This is a genomic window from Brachybacterium sp. J144, assembly GCF_036321705.1.
Classification (GTDB): Bacteria; Actinomycetota; Actinomycetes; order Actinomycetales; family Dermabacteraceae; genus Brachybacterium.
The window spans coordinates 127012-146791 of sequence record NZ_JAZDCG010000001.1 but is presented as its reverse complement, the minus strand read 5'-3'; the positions used below and the strand labels follow the sequence as shown (position 1 = coordinate 146791).

General features: G+C 74.1%; 14 protein-coding genes. 9 read left to right on the top strand and 5 right to left on the bottom strand.

Annotation, left to right across the window (positions count from 1 at the left end):
• Nucleotides 1-102: 102 nt before the first annotated feature.
• Nucleotides 103-1014 carry an NAD(+) diphosphatase gene (gene nudC, locus V1260_RS00645; protein WP_329744859.1) on the bottom strand — a complete coding sequence of 304 codons (912 nt, stop codon included), beginning with the start codon at nt 1012-1014 and terminating at the stop codon, nt 103-105.
• A 49-nt stretch (nt 1015-1063) separates the two neighbouring features.
• On the opposite strand from nudC, the gene V1260_RS00640 reads away from it, so the two are divergent.
• The gene (locus tag V1260_RS00640; protein WP_329744858.1) at nt 1064-2029 is read left to right on the top strand and encodes a phosphotransferase; all 966 of its coding nucleotides are present in this window, start codon (nt 1064-1066) and stop codon (nt 2027-2029) included.
• A 123-nt stretch (nt 2030-2152) separates the two neighbouring features.
• Here the strand turns inward: V1260_RS00640 and V1260_RS00635 are convergent, their stop codons facing one another.
• Together V1260_RS00635 and V1260_RS00630 are read right to left on the bottom strand one after the other, a co-directional pair.
• A complete protein-coding gene (locus V1260_RS00635) occupies nt 2153-5500 on the bottom strand; it encodes an ATP-dependent DNA helicase (protein WP_329744857.1) in 3348 nt (1115 codons plus the stop codon).
• Nucleotides 5497-8703: a PD-(D/E)XK nuclease family protein gene (locus V1260_RS00630; protein ID WP_329744856.1), complete on the bottom strand. Its 3207-nt coding sequence runs from the start codon at nt 8701-8703 to the stop codon at nt 5497-5499. Before V1260_RS00630 ends, V1260_RS00635 begins: the two co-directional genes overlap by 4 nt.
• 135 nt (nt 8704-8838) lie before the next feature.
• Between V1260_RS00630 and V1260_RS00625 the strand changes: the two genes are divergently transcribed.
• The 4 genes from V1260_RS00625 (at nt 8839) to V1260_RS00610 (ending at nt 13310) form a co-directional block, all read left to right on the top strand.
• On the top strand, nt 8839-9492 hold the full coding sequence (locus V1260_RS00625) for a TetR/AcrR family transcriptional regulator (RefSeq protein ID WP_329744855.1): 654 nt from the start codon (nt 8839-8841) through the stop codon (nt 9490-9492).
• Nucleotides 9493-9557: 65 nt separating this feature from the next.
• Nucleotides 9558-9779 carry a DUF3107 domain-containing protein gene (locus V1260_RS00620; protein ID WP_329744854.1) on the top strand — a complete coding sequence of 74 codons (222 nt, stop codon included), beginning with the start codon at nt 9558-9560 and terminating at the stop codon, nt 9777-9779.
• A 7-nt stretch (nt 9780-9786) separates the two neighbouring features.
• Entirely contained in the window at nt 9787-11433 is a 1647-nt protein-coding gene (locus V1260_RS00615) for a metallophosphoesterase family protein (RefSeq protein ID WP_329744853.1), read from the top strand.
• Between the two features lie 68 nt (nt 11434-11501).
• Nucleotides 11502-13310 carry a DEAD/DEAH box helicase gene (locus V1260_RS00610; protein WP_329744852.1) on the top strand — a complete coding sequence of 603 codons (1809 nt, stop codon included), beginning with the start codon at nt 11502-11504 and terminating at the stop codon, nt 13308-13310.
• A 164-nt stretch (nt 13311-13474) separates the two neighbouring features.
• On the opposite strand, the gene V1260_RS00605 is transcribed toward V1260_RS00610, so the two are convergent.
• Together V1260_RS00605 and V1260_RS00600 are read right to left on the bottom strand one after the other, a co-directional pair.
• Nucleotides 13475-14104, bottom strand: coding sequence for a MarC family protein (locus tag V1260_RS00605; RefSeq protein ID WP_329744851.1), 630 nt, complete (start codon nt 14102-14104; stop codon nt 13475-13477).
• Nucleotides 14086-14985 (bottom strand): PHP domain-containing protein, encoded by a 900-nt coding sequence (locus V1260_RS00600; RefSeq protein WP_329744850.1) that lies wholly within the window; start codon nt 14983-14985, stop codon nt 14086-14088. The genes V1260_RS00605 and V1260_RS00600 overlap by 19 nt, the downstream gene beginning before the upstream one ends.
• 37 nt (nt 14986-15022) lie before the next feature.
• On the opposite strand from V1260_RS00600, the gene V1260_RS00595 reads away from it, so the two are divergent.
• Genes V1260_RS00595 through V1260_RS00580 form a run of 4 tightly spaced genes read left to right on the top strand, consistent with a single transcriptional unit; the run spans nt 15023 to nt 19750 of the window.
• Nucleotides 15023-16585: an aminopeptidase P family protein gene (locus tag V1260_RS00595; protein ID WP_329744849.1), complete on the top strand. Its 1563-nt coding sequence runs from the start codon at nt 15023-15025 to the stop codon at nt 16583-16585.
• Nucleotides 16582-17913 carry a magnesium transporter MgtE N-terminal domain-containing protein gene (locus tag V1260_RS00590; RefSeq protein ID WP_329744848.1) on the top strand — a complete coding sequence of 444 codons (1332 nt, stop codon included), beginning with the start codon at nt 16582-16584 and terminating at the stop codon, nt 17911-17913. Before V1260_RS00595 ends, V1260_RS00590 begins: the two co-directional genes overlap by 4 nt.
• Entirely contained in the window at nt 17913-18605 is a 693-nt protein-coding gene (locus V1260_RS00585) for a DUF1003 domain-containing protein (protein ID WP_329744847.1), read from the top strand. Before V1260_RS00590 ends, V1260_RS00585 begins: the two co-directional genes overlap by 1 nt.
• Nucleotides 18602-19750: an Mrp/NBP35 family ATP-binding protein gene (locus V1260_RS00580; RefSeq protein WP_329744846.1), complete on the top strand. Its 1149-nt coding sequence runs from the start codon at nt 18602-18604 to the stop codon at nt 19748-19750. The genes V1260_RS00585 and V1260_RS00580 overlap by 4 nt, the downstream gene beginning before the upstream one ends.
• The last annotated feature ends 30 nt before the right edge of the window (nt 19751-19780 follow it).

Genomic DNA, 19780 nt, shown 5'->3' with positions numbered 1-19780 from the left:
CGCGGACCATCCTGCCAGCGGAGCCCGACGGACGAGCGGGCGGTGTGGACGCGGCGTCGCTCACGGCGCACGGATCACGCCGCGGGGATCAGCCCGCGAGGATCAGCCCGCCGGGCGCTCGCGGGACCAGTCGTCGATGAGGGCTCGGCCGAGGGAGGCGTTGGCGGGGATCTCGAGGTCCCCCGACTCGAGGGCCGCGTGGAACTCCTCCCGGGTGAACCAGCGGGCCTCGGCGATCTCCTCGTCCTGGAGGGTCAGCTCGGCGGAGCCCGAGATCCATGCGCGGTAGCCGAGCATGAGCGAGCGCGGGAAGGGCCAGGGCTGGCTGCCGACGTACTCGACCTCCGCGACGGTGAGGCCCACCTCCTCGGCCACCTCGCGGGCGACCGCGTTCTCGAGGCTCTCCCCCGGCTCGACGAATCCGGCGAGCACCGAGTGGAACCGACCGCGGAAGCTCGCGTTGCGGGCCAGCAGCAGCCGGTCGCGGTCATCGCGCACGGCCATGATCACGGCCGGGTCGGTGCGAGGGAAGTGCTCGGAGCGGTCCTCGCGGCAGCGCAGCACCCAGCCGGCCATCTCCGCCTCGAGCAACTCGCCGCACAGCGGGCAGTGCTTCATCGAGCGGTGCCAGGCGCCCATCGCGACGGCGGTCAGGGCGAGATCGGCGTCCTCCGGGGTGAGATCCCCCGCGATGCGGCGCAGGTCCCGCAGGTCCCGGCCGGGATCATCGATCTCGGGACTGGGCTCGGGCAGCTCCACGCCCAGGACCCGCACCCCGTCGCGGAACGAGAGCAGCACGAGGCTGTCGTGGCCGCCGCGCGGATCGGCCTCCTCGAGCAGCACGCGCAGGCCGGCGTCGGTCTCCTCCACGGCGACCGCCCCGGCGCGGGTCACGAGGTAGCGGGCGTCGGGACCGGGATCCAGCACGCCCTCCTCGCCGCGACGCAGGGCGTCACGATCGCTGCCGACGAGGGTCAGGGGGGTGTCCAGATGGGGTCCGCGCAACATCGCCATGGTCCTCAGCCTACGCGGGAGCGGAGGGGCGGCCGGGTACGGTGTGAGGGTGCATCGCAACTCCTACTCCCTGGCAGCCCTCGCCGCGGCGGCGGTCCCCGGTCTGGTCCCCGCGCAGACCACGCCGATCGCGACCCCGGTCGAGGACCTCGACGTCGCAGGAGTGGTGGGCGAGGACGGCCGCCGGGTCATGATCCTCTCCCCCGCCTCGGTGGCCGCCGGGGTGCACCTGGAGCGCGACCTGCGCGTCGCCGATGCGCTCACGGGCACGCCGTTGCGCGGCGTGATCCCTCCGGTGCTCGGAGTCGTCAAGCTCGCCGAGGGAGGCCGGGCCGCAGTGACCGAGGCACCCGTCGGCCGCCCGCTGATGCTGCAGGACCTGCAGGACTCGCCCGCGCTCGCGCGCTCGCTGGGCCAGGTGCTCGCACGGATCCATACGGTGCCCCGCTACGCCGCCGAGGCCGCGGGGGTGGAGACCTTCACCCCCGCCGCACTGCTGGCGGAGCACCGGGACCGGGTCACCCGAGCGCAGGAGGGCGGGCATCTCCCCGCAGCGGTCGCCCAGCGCTGGGAGTCGCTGCTGGCCGACGAGGAGCTGTGGGACTTCACCCCGCAGTTCGTGCACGCGGACCTCTCCGAGGAGAGCCTCTTCGTCGCCGCCGACCAGATCAGCGCGATCCGCGACTGGTCCTCCTCCAAAGTCGCCGATCCCGCCGCCGATCTCGCCTGGCTGGTCTCGGCCCTCGACGCCGAGCGCTTCGACGAGCTGTACACGAGCTACCGGGAGGAACTGCCGACCTCGACGCATCCGCGGCTCATGGAGCGGGCGCAGGCCCTCGGCGAGTTCGCGGTGGTCGCCTGGCTGATCCACGGCCAGGACGCCGGCGACGCCGAGATCATCGCCGACGCCCGGGCGATGATCGCGGACCTCGACGCCGACCTCGCCCAGCTCGCCCGCGAAGAGGCCGAACGCGCCTACGAGGCGATGAGCGCGCAGCGGCCCGCGGAGGCCTGAGCCCCGCGCCCTCGCGACCGCCGAGCAACCCGGTCAGCAAGGTCACCCCGGCCGCCCAGGTCACCCCGGCCACCCCGGTCAGCCCGATCAGCTCGGTCAGCCCGATCAGCTCGGTCAGCTCGGTCAGCTCCCCAGGAGCATCTCCGCGATCCGCTCCCGGGAGGGATGGCGGCGCACCTCGTGCGTCGTGCCCTCGGCGACGAAGTGGAAGGCCGTGCGGATCCGCGACAGCGGCAGGCCGGTCTTCTCGTGCCAGGCCAGGCGATACAGCGAGAGCTGGAGGGAGCGTTCGCGCAGCTGCGCGAGTCGCGGCATGCGCCCCGTCTTCCAGTCCACGATGATCACCCCCGCGGCATCGTCGGGATCGTCGGCGTGCCCGGCGTCCGGGTCGGGGAAGACGGCGTCGATCACGCCGCGCACCGCCACCGCGCCCACCCGGGTGTGGACCGGGGTCTCGACCGCGATCGGGGTGCGGCCGGACCACTCGGAGCGGGCGAAGGCCTCGCGCAGGGCCAGGTCGTCGAGGTGCGGCGCCTCGTCCTCGCCCAGATCCGGGAGGTCCTCGAGATCGAGCAGGGTCGCCCCGCCGAAGCGGTGCTCGAGCCACGCGTGGAAGGCGGTGCCCCGGGCCGCCGCGGCGGAGGGCCGCCGCGGCAGGGGCCGCACCAGGTTGAGGGCGGCGCCTTGCGGGTCGCGCGCCTGCTGCACGACCTGCGAGGCGGACAGCCGCGCCGGGGAGTGGACGGCGGGCGGCCCTTCCTGGCGCTCCAGGTCATCGAGCACCCGGCGCAGGGTCTCGGCGAGCTCGGGGTCCGCGGGCGGGAGGTCCTCGGCGGCGGCGAGCATCTCCTCGGCGAGATCCCGGCGGCGCTCGGGCTCTCCCGGTGCTGGCGGCCAGGTGGCGAACCGGCGCACGGACTCGAGCGGGTTCTGCTCGGGCACGTCCTCCCGGCGGCGGAAGGGTTCGGGCACCAGCGGCTCCGCCTCGGCGAGATAGCGGGAGCGGGGCCGCGCGGTGGTCAGGCCCTGGCGCCAGGCGGCGGAGGTCAGCAGCAGGCGCCGACGGGCGCGGGTCACCGCGACGTACATCAGCCGACGGTCCTCGCGCAGCGATTCCTCCCCCTGAGCGAACCGGTACTCCTGGATCAGCGCCTCGGCGTCGACCTGGGTGTCCGCCTCCGCCCAGGCGAGCTCGGGCAGGGTGTCGGCGTCACCGCGCAGGGCGGTGGGGACGGAGGCCCCGGCGAGCTTCCCGAGCCACCCGTCGCCGGGCACCCGCACCCGCCCGGCCTCGTCGGTCTTCGCCCGGCGCAGGTCGTAGGAGGGCACCGATCCCTCGGTGAGGCCAGCGACGGCGACCAGGTCCCATTCGAGGCCCTTCGCGGAGTGCATGGTCACGATGGTGACCGCCTCCGGATCGCTCTCGGCCTCCGCCTCCCCCGCCGCGCCGACGGACAGCGCGGCCTCCTCGTCCTCGCTGATCTCGAGCAGGTCCAGGTATGCGGCGAGCCCGCCGCGCCGGGCGGTGCGGTCGAAGGCCGCGGCGTGCTCGCGCAGCGCCTCGAGATCGCCGAGGGCCCGCGTGGACGGATCCGCCTCGCGCAGCACCAGGTCCACCTCGAGCAGGCGCACGGCGGCCGTGACCAGATCGGGGAGCGGGAGCGGCAGCAGCCGCCGCATCTCGCGCAGCACCTGCTGGACGTGCTCGAGGCGCTCGCGACCGCGCTCGCTGAGGGAGCGCCCGGAGGGATCGGTCCAGCCCCGCGGCGGGAGGTCGTCCACGGCGTCGAGCAGCGACACCTCCTCGACCTCGTCGGGGGCGGCGGGCGCGCCGTCGGTCATCGTCGGCCGGGCGGCCCGCAGACGCGACCCGAGCCGGTCCCGCCAGCGACCGAGGACCGCGAGATCCCGCGCCCCGAGACGCACCCGCGGTCCGGTGAGCAGGCGCATGAGCGCATCGCCGCGTCCCGGATCGTGGGAGGCCTCGAGAAGGGCGCGGACATCCGCCACCTCCGGCCGGTGCAGGAGCCCCCCGAGCCCCACCACGTGCACGGGCAGTCCCTCGGCCTCGAGGCCCTCGACGAGGGCGGGGATCTGACGCCGCGCGCGCACCAGGACCGCCGCGGACGGCACCTCCTCCTCGGGGTCCTCGGCGCGGCGGGCCCGGATCCAGCGGCCGATGGCGCGGGCCTCACCGGCCTCGTCGGCGGCCTCGTGGATCTCGGCGGCGCCCTCCCCCGCGCCGGGGCGGGGGTGCAGCTCGGGGATCTCCACCCCGGCCCCGGCCGCGCGCAGCGGTCCCGCGAGGCGGTTCGCGACGGCGAGGACCGCCTCGTCGTTCCGCCAGGAGGTGGACAGGGTGCGCTGCAGGACCGGCCGCTCCGGGGTCGCGAAGGCCTCCGCGAAGCCCGCGAGGGAGGCCGCCGAGGCACCGCGCCAGCCGTAGATCGCCTGCTGCGGATCGCCGACGGCGCACGCGGGGTGCCCGGGGCCGAAGAGGTCGGTGAGCATCCGCAGCTGGGCGACGGAGGTGTCCTGGAACTCGTCGAGCAGCACGACCCGGTGCAGGCGGCGGGCGAGGGCTCCGGCGGCGGGCACCTCGCGCGCGATGCGGGCGGCGAGGGAGACCTGATCGGCGAAGTCGAGAGCGGAGCTCTCGGCGCGGATCTCGGCGAAGCGCTCGACCAGCGGGATCAGGGCGAGGCGGTTCTCGAGGGCGGTGAGCACCCCGGCGACAGCCTTCGGGGTGGTGCGGCGCCGTCCCTCGACCTGCAGCGGGATCTGGGAGAGGTGCGTGTGGATCTCCCGCAGGTGCGCCTCGAGCCGCGCGGGATCCACCAGGTGGTCGGCGAGCGAGGACGTCAGCGAGAGCAGGGCGGCGGTGAGGGTCGCAGGGGACGCCTCGAGGTCGAGGCTGTCGTCCCAGGACTCCACGAGGGTGTGGGCGAGCTGCCAGGACGCCGAGGTGGACATCATCGTCAGCTCCGGATCGATGCCGACGGCGAGGGCGTGCTCGCGGACCAGTTCGAGGGCGAACCCGTTGTAGGTGCGGACCGCGGGGCGCTGGCCGACGAGCTCGTCCCCGCCCCGTTCGAGACCGGCCGGGAGGGGCAGGCCCTCGGCGCGCAGCGCGTCGGCGAGGGTCGCCAGACGCTGGGCGATGCGGGCGGAGAGCTCGTGCGCCGCCTTGCGGGTGAAGGTCAGACCCAGCACCTGCCGCGGCTCGACCACGGCGTTCGCGATCAGCCAGACCACCCGGGAGGCCATCGTCTCGGTCTTCCCGGAGCCGGCTCCGGCGACGACCAGCAGCGGCTGCAGCGGCGCCTCGATGACGGCGGTCTGCTCGGCGGTCGGCGGCGGCTGCTCGAGCAGGACGGCGAGCCGGGCCGCGCTGAGCGCCGGGGCGGGGCGCTCGTCGTGCTCGCGGTGATCGGAGTTCTCGTCGTGCTGGTCGCGTTCGGGGCGGGTCACAGCTGCTCCCCCTCGGGTTGCAGGGCGCAGCTCGAGCGGACCGCACAGCGGCTGCAGTGGGAGGTGATCCGCGCGGCGACCTCGGCTCCGGAGACGTCCGCGGCGACGCGGCGCACGAGGTCGTCGAACCAGGCGGGATCCTCCGCGCGGGAGAGTGCGGTCTGGGTGCGGACGGCGGCGCTGCGCCCCCCGGTGCCGACGTAGACCAGCTGCGCGCCGTTGAGCCGCTCGGGGGCATCCTCCCCCAGCTGCTCGGCGAGCGCCCCGTCCCGCACCGCGGTCTGGTACGCGGCGAGCTGGAGGTCCTCCTCCGCGGCGGCCCGGGACTTCGCGGCGCGACCGGTCTTGAGGTCGACGACCCGCAGCCCGGTCTCGTCCCCCTCGAGGCGGTCGATCGAGCCGCGCAGCCGCACCGGGCCCAGGACCACCTCGAAGGGTGCCTCGACGGCGAGCGGCGGGGCCGCGGCGGCGAGGTGCTCGGCGAGCAGGCGAGCGGCGTCCTCCGCCCGGCGCACACGGCGCCTCCCCGACCAGGTGTCGGTGCCGGGGATGGTGCGGAGCTGGGCATGGAGGGCGTCGAGCAGGTTCTGGACGCCGTTCTCGGGTCCGCGCGGATGGGTCTGCGCGAGGTGGTGCAGGGCGGTGCCGATGCGCTGCGCCGGCCCTCCCGAGCGGGTGCCGCCGGAGCGCTCGAGCAGCCAGGCCTGCGGGCAGTCGGCGGCGCGCTCGAGGGCCGAGGGGGACAAGGGGATCTCCGTGCCCGGGTCGGCGAGCGGCGCGTCGCTGCTCGGGCGCTGGTGGTACCAGCGCTCCGGGGCGGTGCCGGGAGCTCCCACCGCGGCGAGCGCGTGCAGGGCCCGGGCCGCGTCGGCCGCACGCGCCGGGTCCGGGTCGAGGAGCCGTCGTCGCAGGGCGGGGACCAGCTCGCGCACGTCGGGGGCGGGGCCCGGGTCCCGTCGGAGCGCGTCGAGATCGAGCCAGTCGGGCTCGTCCGGGGAGTCCGCGGCTGCGGCGGTGGCCCCCTGCTCGAGCGCCTCGAAGAGCGCGGAGGGGTCCGAGTCCGGGTCCTCGACGGCGGTGACGAGCACCCGTGAGCGGGCACGGGCGAGGGCGGAGACCGCGAGCCGCAGCTCATCGGCGAGGACCTGGGCGCGCTGGATCGCGCGGACGGACTCGGGGTCGGCGGGCAGCCCGCCGGGATCCCGGGAGTCGGTCAGCAGCGCCAGCTCCGCCGCACCGAAGAGGGTCGAGCGGAGGCGCAGGTCCGGCCAGGCACCCTCCTGCAGGCGGGCGAGGACCACGGTGTCCCGGTGCTCGCCGGCGATCTGCGCGGGGGTGAGCACGGCGACCCGGCCCCGGGGCGCGGCGGCCGGGGCGAGGGTGTCCTCGACGACGGCCTGGGCGCGGACCTGCTCGACGAGGTCGAGGGGCCCCGCGCCGGGACGCCGGTCGGTGAGCCGCTCGGCGGCCGCGAACAGCTCTAACAGGGCGTCGAGCCGGGACCCGGCGAGCCGGGCGCGGGCGCCGTCCACGTCCCCCGGGGCGCCGAGGGCCGCCCGCCGCCAGCCCCCGGCGAGCCCCGCCGCGTCCCAGGCGTGCCACAGCACCTGCTGGGCGTCCTCCTCGCGGTGGGCGCGGACGGCGGCGATCATGTCCCGCAGCCGGTGCACGGGGGCCGCCGTGCGGTCCCGGTCCTCGGCGCCCGGCAGTCCGGGGGCCTCCATCTCGAGCAGCGCCCGGGAGAGCAGCTGGTCGCTCGGGGTCTCGTCCTCGGGGCGGGCGCTGCGGTGGGCGGCGAGCAGGAGGCGGCGGATGCGGCGCAGTCGCAGCGAGTCGGCGTCCCCGTAGGGTCCCCGCAGCAGCGCGTCGGCGACCAGCGGATCCACGGAGGAGCCCTCCGGTGCCAGAGCGATCTCGAGCACCGTCAGCAGGTCCGCGACCGCCGGCACCTCGCGCAGCGGCTGGGGCCGGTGCGGCACGCGCACCGGCAGCCCGGAGCGCGAGAGGAGGTCGGCGACGTCGGCCACTGCCGCCCCGGAGCGGCATACCACCGCCATGTCGTCGTACTCCACCTGCTCCCGATGATGGAGGTCGCGGAGTGCGCTGGCGATCAGCCGCGCCTCCTCGAGCGGGTCCCGGGCGCGCACGGTCACGGGTCGCGGGCCGTCCGAGGCGTGCCGGGGACGACGCACTGCGGCCGGCGCCCCCGCGAGCGGGAGACGGCCGCGGAGTCCGTCGAGCACGCGCAGCGCACCGCCCCGCGGCCCGTGGGCCCCGGGGAGGACGATCTCCGACAGCGGCCTGCGGAGGAGCCCGCGGAGCCGGTCCGCCGCATCCGGCAGCGCCCCGCGGAAGGTGTCCACGGCCGCATCGGGGCAGGAGAGCACGAGCAGCCGCGCTCCGGCCCCGGCGAGCGCCGCCACCAGGTCGACGCCGGCGTTGGTGAGGTCCTGCGCGTCGTCGACGACCACGAGGGAGTACGGCGCGGGCTGCGCGGTGTCCTCGAGCAGGCGCACCGCCCGTCGGACGAGGCCCCCCGAGTCCAGGCGCGGCCCCGCGTCGAGGGCGGCGGCCGCTTCGAGATCGAGCACGCCGAGGTAGTCGCGCAGCAGCGCGGCGGCATCGCGCCACGCGGGACGGGCCCGCTCCTCCCCCAGCCGGTCGAGGTCCGCCGGGGAGAGCCCCCGCTCCGTCGCCCGGGTGATCAGATCGCGCAGCTCCGCACGGAAGCCGGGCAGTGTGCGCGCCGCCGCGTCGACCTCGAGATGCCAGGTGCCGCGCTCGGCGATGAGCTCGGCGAGGAGGGCGTCCTGCTCGGCCCCGGTGACCAGCGTCGGCTCGCCGCGCCCCGCGCGGACCGACTCGGCGCGCACGATCGCGTGGCCGAGGGCGGGGGGCGTCATGGCGTGGACCCCGGCGGCGCCGTGCACCGCGAGGGCGTCCCGCAGCCGCCCGGCGGCGGCGCGCCGGGGGGCGAGCAGCAGCGTCCCCTCGCCCACCCGGGCGCCCGCCGCGAGCGCGAGCGCGGTGCGCCCGGCGCCCGGTCCGGCGTGGACCAGGACGTCCCCGCCGCCCTCGACGAGCTCGAGAGCGCGCCGCTGCTCGACGTCGAGACGCTCCGGGGGCAGGACCGCGGCGACGGCCGACGGGTCCGGCCCGAGCAGCCGGATGCGGCGGCGTGCGGAGCTCGCGGTCGTCGTCATGCCCCCATTGCACCTCATCCCCCCGACCGATGACGCCGGGGGACGCGTCCCGTGGCGGTACCATGATCCGGGTCACCCGGACAGGTCTATCCAGGATCGGAGGCGGCCGTCATGTCCTCGCCGTCCACCCCTCGCATGCCTCGTGCGCAGCGCCGCGCCCAGTTGCTCGAGCTGGCCACCCGGGTCTTCGGCGAGAAGGGGTACCAGCGCACCTCGATGGACGACATCGCCCACACGGCGGGGGTCACCAAGCCCGTGCTCTACCAGCACTTCACCTCCAAGGAGACGCTGTACGCGGAGGTCCTGGACATCATCGCCGAGCGCATGATGAGCGAGGTCCAGACCGTGCGGGAGGTCGAGGGCGGCTCGGTGGAGCGGGTCCGCTTCGGCCTCGAGCTCTTCTACCGCTTCGTCTCGCTGCAGAATGCGGTGCGCCTGTTCACCGGCTCGGAGCCGGTCCCCGCGACCGTGCAGGAGCGGGTCACACAGGTCCTGGACTCCCTGTCGATCGAGCTCGCGAGCCTGCTCATGGTCACCCGCGAGATCTCCGATGCGCGAGCGCGGATCCTGGGCCGCAGCATCCTCGCCGCCGCGCAATCCACCGCCGTGATGCTCCACGCCGCCTCCGGCGAGCCCGAGCGGGAGGAGATCCTCGAGGTGATGACCTCCGCGATGCTGCACGGCCTGACCGGCTTCGCGCCGCTCGAGCATCCGCAGGTGGCCGGGACGGTGCTCGCAGCCGACGGCTCCTCCCGGGCGGGAGACGCCCCCGTCACCGCCCAGCCCTGACCGCTAGACTCCCGCACGCACAGCACCGGACTACCCCGCCCCCGCGGCGGAGGGAAGGACCCACCATGGAGATTCGCCTCGGCATCCAGCACTCCGCCCGCGAGATCGTGATCGAGTCCGCGGAGGGCTCCGAGGAGCTTCTCGAGCGCCTCTCCGCCGCTCTGCGCGACGGCACCCCGGTCACCCTGGTGGACGACAAGGGTCGCACCGTGCTGGTCCCCGGCGCGAAGGTCGCCTACGTGGAGCTCTCCTCCGAGGAGCCCCGCCGCGTCGGCTTCCTCGGCTGACCCTGCCGTGACCGCTGCCGTCGACGACGAGGTCGCGGCGCTCCGCACGAGGCGCCGTCGGCGGCGCCGTCGTCTGCTCCAGGGGACGACGACCGCCCTCATCGCGGTGCTCGGCGCGATCGTCGGGATCCTGCTGGTCCCCGCGACGAAGGTCGAGGTGGGCCCGCTCACCGCGAGCGTGCACATGCGCCCCTCGCTGCACGCCGAGACCGTCCTGCTCCTGCCGCCCGTGGGCGAGGTCGCCTTCGACACCCACCGCGCACCGGTGCGGGTCGAGGCGCGTGTGGAGAGCGTCGACGTGGCCGCGGCCGAGGCCCTCTTCACCTCCGACGCCGGCCTCGCCGAGCTCAGCCGCACCGCCCCGGAGGCGATCACCTCCGCGGCCGCCGTGAACGCGGCGCTGAACGCCCTGTTCTGCGCCGCGGGCGCCGGTCTCGCCGTCGGCCTCACCTTCCGTCGGGTGCGCCGCGCCGTGGCCTCCGCCGGCGGCGCCGCCGCGGTCGTCGCCGCCTCGGCACTGACCACGAGCCTGACCTTCTCCCCGGAGTCCCTCAGCCAGCCCCGCTTCGAGGGGCTGCTCTCCCAGGCCGCTTATGTCGCGGACCTCGGCGAGGCGACCGCGGCGGACTACGCGAACTACCGGAACACGATCGCGGAGTTCGTCGGCCAGGTCTCGGCGCTGTACATCGCCGCGGACTCGCTGCCCGTCGGGCTCGACGCGGAGAACGTCACCACGGTGCTGCACGTCTCCGACATCCACGACAACCCGCAGGCGTACGACGTCATCGAGCAGCTACACACCCAGTTCGCGATCGACCTGGTGATCGACACGGGCGACATCGTCTCCTGGGGCACACCCTGGGAGAACGAGCTGCTGCGCGAGATCGGCACCCTCGACGTGCCCTACGTGTACATCAGCGGCAACCACGACGGGCAGGCCGCGGCCGAGATGATCGCCGCCCAGCCCAATGCGACCGTCCTGGACAACCAAGTGGTCGAGATCGAGGGGCTGACCATCGCGGGCATCGGCGATCCGCGCTTCGCCGCGGACGACGACTCCGACGCCGGCGGCTGGCGCGAGGGCAAGGACGCGGTCTCGGCGAGCGGCTTCCAGCTCGGCGAGACCATCACCGCCTACGACGCGGCGCATCCCGAGGACCCCGTAGACATCGCCCTGATCCACGATCCCACCGAGCCGGACGGCCTGCTGGGCCGCGCGCCGCTGGTGCTCTCCGGGCACATGCACACCTCGAAGGTGGAGCTGGACCGCGAGGGCTCGGGCACCGACTGGTTCACCGTCGGCTCCACGGGCGGTGCGCTCGCCTCGGGCGGCGTGTCCCCCGTGCTGCAGGGCGAGGAGCCGCTCGAGCTGACCGCGCGGATGCTGTACTTCGACTCGACCACCGGCCGGCTCCTCGCCTACGACGACATCACCATGGGCGGCCTCGGCCTGGTGTCGGTCTCGATCGAGCGCACCCAGATGCCCGAGGAGACTCCCGCGCTCGAGGTCCCGGAGGGTGCTGAGACCCCCGCGGAGCCGATCCCGTCCGAGCAGGAGGTCGAACCGGGCCAGGGGCTCCCCGACGAGGAGCGCGTCACGCCGACGGACCCGGAGAGCCCCCTGCCCTCGGTCAGCGACGGCGGCGGGGGTTGATCACGGGGGCCCGTCAGGGGCCGGGGGCTACCATGGCAGGGCACATCCGATATCCAGAGAGTTGAACGGTGCCCGAAACCATCCCGCACACCGACGAGGCCGAGTCGGCCTCCCCCGCCGTCGAGCAGAGCTCCGGCACCCCCGTCGTCGAGGTCCCGCAGACCTTCTCCGACTTCGCGGTCCGCCCCGACATCGTCGAGGCCCTCGCCGCCAAGGGGATCATCCATCCCTTCCCGATCCAGTCGCTGACCCTCCCGGTCGCGCTGCGCGGCCGCGACATCATCGGCCAGGCCAAGACGGGCACGGGCAAGACGCTCGGCTTCGGCATCCCGGCCCTCCAGTCCGTGGTGGCGCCCGGGGAGGACAACCCCGAGAACCGTCGCATCGGCGCCCCGCAGGCCCTCATCGTGCTCCCCACCCGCGAGCTCGCGGTCCAGGTGGCCGAAGATCTGCAGGCCGCGTCCACGAAGCGCCCCGTCCGCATCCTCACCGTCTACGGCGGCCGCGCCTACGAGCCGCAGATCGAGGCCCTCGAGAAGGGTGTCGAGGTGGTGGTCGGCACCCCCGGTCGCCTGATCGACCTCATGCGCCAGAAGTACCTCGACCTCTCGCAGGTCAAGGTCGCGGTGCTCGACGAGGCCGACGAGATGCTCGACCTGGGCTTCCTCGAGGACATCGAGAAGCTGCTCCAGGCCGTGCCCACCACCCGCCAGACCATGCTGTTCTCGGCCACGATGCCGGGCCCGATCATGGCTCTCGCCCGCCGGTTCATGCGCCAGCCCACGCACATCCGGGCGCATGATCCCGGTGACGTCTCGCGCACCAAGGCGGACATCACCCAGGTCGTCTACCGGGCGCACCAGCTCGACAAGATCGAGGTGATGGCCCGGGTGCTGCAGGCGCGCGGCCGTGGACTGACCATCATCTTCATGCGCACCAAGCGCCAGGCCGACCGCGTCGCCGCGGATCTCGCCGAGCGCGGCTTCGCGGCCGCCCCGCTGCACGGCGACCTCGGCCAGGGGGCGCGCGAGCAGGCGCTGCGCGCCTTCCGCAACGGCAAGGTGGACGTGCTGGTCGCGACCGATGTGGCCGCCCGCGGCATCGACGTCGACGACGTCACCCACGTCGTGAACTGGAACTGCCCCGACGACGACAAGACCTATCTGCACCGCACCGGCCGTACCGGTCGTGCGGGCCGCAAGGGCACCGCCATCACTTTCGTGGACTGGGAGGACCTGGCGCGCTGGGCTCTCATTGCGCGGCAGCTGGGGCTCGAGTCGACCGAGGCGGTCGAGACCTACTCCACCTCCGAGCATCTGTTCACCGATCTCGACATCCCCACCGAGGCCAAGGGCACCCTGCCGAAGGACAAGCGGACGCGCGCGGGTCTGGAGGCGGAGGAGCTCGAGGACCTCGGCGGTCCCGAGGCGCGGCGCGAGCGTTCCGGTCGCGGCGAGCGGGGCGAGCGCTCCGGTCGCGGAGAGCGGTCCGGCCGGGGTGAACGGTCCGGTCGCGGCGAGGGGTCCGGCGGCCGCGGCGGCCGGTCCGAGCGCTCGCAGTCCCGGGACTCCGCACGTCCCGCCGACGCCGACGGCACGGGAGGCACCGCCTCGGCCGAGTCCACGGGTGAGGATCGTCCGCGTCGCAGCCGCTCCCGCTCCCGCACCCGCCGCGTGAACGGCGAGGTCGTGGAGCAGCAGGGCGATGCCTCGGTCGAGGGTTCCTCGCGCGCCGCGGGCGGCGAGGGCTCCGGCCCCGAGTCCGACGGCGAGCGTCCCCGTCGGCGTCGGTCGCGCGGCGGCCGCAGTCGCAGCCGGAGCCGCGGCGGCGACGGGGCGACCGGAGGCGGCGAGCAGCAGTCCTCCTCCGAGGGCTGACCCCGCCTCCCGGCAGATCCACGAGGGCACGGGGAACGACCCTCCCGGTTCCTGACCTCACCCTCCTGCGGGCCCCCCCCAGAAAAGACCCGAAAGCCCCCGACCCACAAATCACGCGCCCCGGGCCCTCGCTCGTCGGCGGGTGTCGTACCCTGCCCGATCGTTCAGCCGGGGACGACGCCCCAGCCGATGAGGAACGAGTGGACGGCGTCGAAGATCATCTGCGTCGAGATCGCGGCCAGCAGCACGCCCGCGATCCGGGTGACGAGGGTGACGCCGCCCTTGCCGAGCAGCCGCGCGATGATGCCGGAGAAGCGCATCACCGAGTACATGACCACGGCCATGAGCACGAGCGCGATCACGAGCGCCGCGATGCGGTCGGAGCGGCCGCCGGTCTGGTCGACGAAGAGCATCATCGCCACGATCGCGCCGGGACCGCCGAGCAGCGGCGTCCCCAGCGGCACGAGGGCGACGTTGACGCCGTCGCTCGCGGCCATCTCCCCCTCCTTGCCGGCCAGCAGCTGCAGCGCGATGATCAGCAGCAGGAGACCGCCGGAGAACTGCAGCGCCGGCAGCGAGATGTGCATGTAGTCGAGGATGAATCGGCCGAACAGCGCGAAGGTGCTGATGATCAGCATCGCGACGCCCACGGCGACCAGGGCGGCACGGGACCGCTGCTTCGCGGTCATGCTGCCGGTCAGCGACAGGAAGATCGGGATCGTCCCCGGAGGGTCGATGATGACGAAGAGGGTGACGAAGACTCCCGCGAGGAAGCTCAGGTCGACCAGGTCCATGGACGGATGACCTCGGTGCTGCTCGTGGCGCGACGGATGATCGCGGCCAGGACGTCCGGCTGCGTGAGGTTCTCTCCGAGCCGGTTGGGTTTGCCCGCGCCATGGTAATCGCTGCCGCCGGTCACGAGGAGCCCTTGAGACCGGGCGAACTCCCCCAGTCGCCGCCGCTCCGGCTCGTCGTGCTCCCGGTGATCGACCTCGATGCCCGCGAGCCCGGCGCCGATCATGTCCTCCAGCACCGACGCGGGCACCTCGGCGTCCCTTGTCCCCGACGCGGGATGCGCCGCGATCGCGACCCCGCCCGCCTCGCGGATGGCCCGCACCGCGGTCGCCGGGGAGGGTGCGTAGTAGGGCACGTAGTAGGGGCCGCTCGGATGGAGGATCTCGCGGAACGCCGCGGAGCGGTCCGGGAGCACGCCGTGGGCGACGAGGGCGTCGGCGATGTGGGGGCGACCGATCACCGTGTCCCCGTCGGCCGCCTGCGCGCGGACGTCTTTCCAGGCGATGGGGTGGTCGCGTCCGATCAGCTCGACCATCCGCTGCGCCCGCTCGACGCGGCTGCGGCGGGCGCGGGCCATCTCGTGCGCGAGCTCGGTGTCCGGCGAGGGGTCGACGAGCAGGGCGAGCACGTGCACGCTGAGCCCCTGGTGCTCGGCGGAGACCTCGATGCCGGGCACCACCGAGACGCCGCTCGCCGCGCTGGCCGCCGGGATCTCGCCCCAGCACCCGACGGTGTCGTGATCGGTCACCGCGATCGTCCCCAGACCCGCCTCCGCGGCCCGCGCGAGCAGCTCGGCGACGGTGCAGGTGCCGTCGGACCAGGAGGTGTGGGTGTGCAGGTCGATGCGCTCCGCGTCCTCGAGGGCTGACCTGTCTCTCATGCACCCAGCGTAGTGGGCCGCGTGAGACGATCGGGGGATGGACACCTCGACCCCGCAGGACACCCCGACCCCGCAGGACCCCTCGACCCCGGAGGCCTCCGGGAGCGCGGCCAAGGACCTCTCCTCCCGCGGTGACTCGCGCTCGCAGCGCCCCACCAACGAGGCGTTCCGCGAGTTCATCGCCTCCGGCTGGGACGAGACGGTCCCCGCGGCGGAGCCGCTGGCCGCGTCGGCCCACACCCCGGCACGTCGCGATGCACTCGTGCGCCGCCTGCCAGCGACCCGCCTGGTGCTCCCCGCCGGGGTGCTCAAGGTGCGCTCGAACGACACCGACTACCCCTTCCGCCCCGACACCGCCTTCGCCTACTACAGCGGCCTCGGCACCGATGAGGAGCCCGACAGCGTACTCGTGGTCGAACCCTCGCCGGAGGATCCGGACACCGCCCGGGCGACCTACTTCTTCCGCCCCCGCGCGGGCTTCGACTCGAGCGAGTTCTACGCGGACTCCCGCTATGGGGAGATGTGGGTGGGGCGCCGCCTCACCGTCGAGGAGGCCTCCGGTCGTCTCGGCGTCGAAGTGCGCCACATCGACGAGCTGCGCGATCACCTCGCGAAGGACGTCGGCGCCCAGCTCTCCCTCACGGTGATGCCCGGTGTCGACGCGGCCGTCGAGGCGATGGTCGAGGAGATCCGCACCCAGAACGGGCTGCCCGGCGGGGACGAGGCGCAGGCCGAGCACTCCGCGCTGAAGGAGGCCGCGAGCGAGCAGCGCCTGGTCAAGGACGCCTACGAGATCGAACAGATGCGGGCCGCCGTCGACGCCACGATCCGCGGCTTCGAGCAGGTCGTCGCGCATCTCCCCGAGGCCGTCGCGCATGCGCGCGGCGAGCGGGTCATCGAAGGCGTCTTCGCCCACACCGCGCGGGCCGACGGCAACGGCGTCGGCTACGACACCATCGCCGCCGCGGGCGACCACGCCTGCACCCTGCACTGGATCCGCAATGACGGGCAGGTGCGCCCGGAGGACCTGGTCCTGGTCGACGCCGGGGTCGAGGTCGACTCGCTGTACACGGCCGACGTCACCCGCACCCTCCCGGTCTCCGGCACCTTCTCCCCCGCCCAGCGGAAGGTCTACGAGGCGGTGCTCGAGGCGGCCGACGCCGTCTTCGCCGTCGCCCGACCCGGCCTGAAGTTCCGCGACCTGCACGCGACCGCGATGGAGGTCGTGGCCCGCCACCTCGAGGAGTGGGGCCTGCTGCCCGGCACCGCCGCGGAGTCCCTCGCCCCCGAAGGCCAGTGGCACCGCCGCTGGATGGTGCACGGCACGAGCCACCACCTCGGCATGGACGTGCACGACTGCGCGCAGGCGCGGCGGGAGATGTACCTCGACGCGGAGCTGGTCGAGGGCATGGTCTTCACCATCGAGCCGGGCCTCTACTTCAAGGAGAACGACCTGCTCGTGCCCGACGAGCTGCGCGGCATCGGCGTGCGCATCGAGGACGACGTGCTGGTGACCGCCGACGGAGTGGAGAACCTCTCGGCCGCGGCGCCCCGCCGCGCCGACGACGTGGAGGCCTGGATGGCTACCCTGGGCAGGTGAGCACCACCCAGACGCCGCGCTTCTACGCCGCCCGCCTCGCCGGCACCTCCGTCTTCGACCCGATCGGGGACGCGGTGGCGACCGTGCGCGACGTCGTCGTGGTGCCCCAGAACCGGGCCCCGGCGCGCGCGGTGGGATTCGTCGTCGAGGTCGCGGCCAAGCGCCGCGTGTTCCTCCCCATCACCCGCGTCACCTCCATCTCCCCCGGGCAGGTGATCTCGACCGGGGTGCTCAACGTGCGCCGCTTCGAGAAGCGGGCCGGCGAGCTGCTCGTGATCGGCGACCTGCTGGACCGCGTGGTGACCCTGACCGACGGCAGCGGCGAGTCGACGGTGCTGGACATCGCGCTGGACCAGAACCGTCATCGCGACTGGGAGGTCTCGCGCCTGCACGTCCGCCGCCGCGCCAAGGGAGGCTCCCTGTCGCGACTGGTCAGCCGCGGCGCGACCCTCACGGTCAGGCCGGATCAGGTGACCGGGCTGTACGGCACGCAGGCCGAGCAGTCCGCGCATCTGCTCGCCGCGTCCTATCAGGAGCTGAACCCCGCCGACCTCGCCGAGGTCATCCAGGAGCTCGAGGCGAAGCGGCGCATCGAGCTCGCCGCGGAGCTGTCCGACGAGCGCCTCGCCGACGTGCTCGAGGAGCTGCCGGAGGACGTGCGCGTCGAGGTGGTCACGGGTCTGGACGCGACCCGCGCCGCCGACGTGCTCGACGTGATGGACCCCGACGACGCCGCGGACCTCGTCCAGGAGCTGCCCGAGCAGGTCGCCTCGGAGCTGCTGGACCTGATGGAGCCCGAGGAGGCGGAGGACGTCCGTCGCCTGCTGGCGTACGACGAGTACACCGCGGGCGGCATGATGACCACCGAGCCGCTGGTCGTCTCCCCCGAGACGCCCGTCGCGACCTGCCTGGCGATGATCAGCCGCGAGCAGCTGCACGCCGCGCTCGCCTCGACGGTGCACGTGTGCCGCTCCCCGCTCGAGACGCCGACGGGGAAGCTGCTGGGCATCGTCCACTTCCAGCAGCTGCTGCGCGAGCGACCCGACCGCGCGGTCGGCGACCTGCTCGACGCGGACAAGGTCGCGGTCGCCCCCTCCGCCCACCTCTCCGAGGTCACGCGCGAGATGGCGACCTACAACCTGGTCTCGATCCCCGTGATCGACGACGACGGGCGCCTGCTCGGCGCGGTGACGGTCGACGACGTGCTCGACCACGTCCTGCCCGAGGACTGGCGCGAGGAAGACGAGCCGCGCCCCATCACCGGGCAGATCGACCTGTCCGAGATCGCGCGGGCCACCGCCCGTGACAGCCGGGAGGGGGAGGGATGATGGCCGAGCACTCCTCGGGGAACCTCGACGACCCGGCGCCCCGCAACCGCCGTCTGCTGCCGCGCAATCCCCTCTCCGGGGACGCCTTCGGTCGCGGGGCGGAGGCCTTCGCCCGCGCGATGGGCACCCCCGCCTTCCTCGTCGCGATGACGGTCTTCTGCGCCGTCTGGCTCACCTGGAACTCGCTCGCGCCGGAGTCGGCGCAGTTCGATCCGCGGGCGCTGAACTTCACCCTGCTCACGCTGATCCTGTCCCTGCAGGCCTCCTACGCCGCACCGCTGCTGCTGCTCGCACAGAACCGCCAGGACGACCGCGACCGCGTGCAGGTCGAGCAGGATCGACAGTCCAACGAGCGCAATCACGCCACCACCGACTTCATCACCCGTGAGATCGCGGGCCTGCGCCTGGCCCTGAACGACGTCGCGACCCGCGACTTCGTGCGCGGCGAGCTGCGGGATCTGCTCGAGGAGCTCGAGCCCGAGGAGAAGCCCGGCGCCCGCAGCGGTGCCTCCGGCCGGGGTGCCGCGGCGGACCGCGAGAACACGCAGACGCCCGCCCTCGCCGCGCCCGACCTGGAACTGCTGCGCGCCATGGTGCGCGAGGAGCTCGCCGCCGCGCTCGCGGGCGGCGGCTCCGCCGTCAGCCCCGACACCACCCCGACCCCCGCCCCCGAGGAGCCCGAGACCCGATGACCAGCACGGAGCACGCGGACGTCGACCCCCGGGTCGCGCAGATCCACGAGGCGCTCACCGGGGTGATCGACCCCGAGATCCACAGGCCCATCACCGAGCTGGGCATGGTCGACGAGGTGACGGTCGATGCCGAAGGCGTCGCGCGCGTCGAGGTGCTCGTGACCATCGAGGGCTGCCCCATGCGGGACCGCATCGAGCGGGACACCGCCGAGGCCACCGCGACCGTTCCCGGGCTGACCCGCGTCGAGGTCTCCACCTCGGCGATGACCGAGGAACAGCGACGCGCCCTGACCGAGAGGCTGCGCCAGGGCCGACGCCAGATCCCCTTCAACCAGCCCGGGAACCTCACCCGCATCTACGCCGTCTCCTCCGGCAAGGGCGGTGTCGGGAAGTCGACGGTGACCGCGAACCTCGCGGCGGCGATGGCCGCCGACGGTCTGCGCGTCGGCGTCATCGACGCCGACATCCACGGCTTCTCGATGCCGGGGATGTTCGGGATCACCGAGCAGCCGACGAAGGTCTCCGACCTGCTGATGCCGCCGCAGGCCCATGGCGTCGCGGTGATGAGCATCGGCATGTTCGTGCCGGAGGGCCAGGCCGTCGTCTGGCGCGGACCGAAGATGCACCGGGCGATCGAGCAGTTCGCCTCCGATGTCTTCTGGGGCGATCTCGACGTACTGCTGCTGGACCTGCCGCCCGGCACGGGCGATGTCGCGATCTCGGTCGCGCAGCTGCTGCCCGGGGCGAAGATGCTGGTGGTGACCACCCCGCAGCATTCCGCGGCCTCGGTCGCCGAGCGCGTCGGCTCCCTCGCCACCTCGACCGAGCAGGAGGTCGCCGGCGTCGTGGAGAACATGGCCGGACTCGCCCTGCCCGACGGCAGCGTGATGGACGTCTTCGGTACGGGCGGCGGGGACCGGGTCGCCGCGACCCTCGCCGGTGCCGTGAAGCATCCCGTGCAGGTGCTGGGGCGGATCCCGCTCGAGCCCGCCCTCCGCGAGGGCGCGGACCAGGGCGTGCCGCTCGTGGTCTCGGATCCGGACTCCCCCGCGGCGACCGCGTTGCGGGAGGTCGCCCGCTCGCTCACCCGGGCACCGCGCGGACTGGGCGGGATGAAGCTGCCACTGTCGGTCACCCGGAGCTGACGGTCCCGGCGGACGGACCCGACGGACGGT

Coding starts and splice junctions, on each gene's coding strand:
- V1260_RS00595 (WP_329744849.1), top strand. CDS start 15,023: ATGGACACCTCGACCCCGCAGGACACCCCGACCCCGCAGGACCCCTCG.
- V1260_RS00580 (WP_329744846.1), top strand. CDS start 18,602: ATGACCAGCACGGAGCACGCGGACGTCGACCCCCGGGTCGCGCAGATC.
- V1260_RS00585 (WP_329744847.1), top strand. CDS start 17,913: ATGGCCGAGCACTCCTCGGGGAACCTCGACGACCCGGCGCCCCGCAAC.
- V1260_RS00625 (WP_329744855.1), top strand. CDS start 8,839: ATGCCTCGTGCGCAGCGCCGCGCCCAGTTGCTCGAGCTGGCCACCCGG.
- V1260_RS00630 (WP_329744856.1), bottom strand. CDS start 8,703: ATGACGACGACCGCGAGCTCCGCACGCCGCCGCATCCGGCTGCTCGGG.
- V1260_RS00620 (WP_329744854.1), top strand. CDS start 9,558: ATGGAGATTCGCCTCGGCATCCAGCACTCCGCCCGCGAGATCGTGATC.
- V1260_RS00600 (WP_329744850.1), bottom strand. CDS start 14,985: ATGAGAGACAGGTCAGCCCTCGAGGACGCGGAGCGCATCGACCTGCAC.
- nudC (WP_329744859.1), bottom strand. CDS start 1,014: ATGGCGATGTTGCGCGGACCCCATCTGGACACCCCCCTGACCCTCGTC.
- V1260_RS00605 (WP_329744851.1), bottom strand. CDS start 14,104: ATGGACCTGGTCGACCTGAGCTTCCTCGCGGGAGTCTTCGTCACCCTC.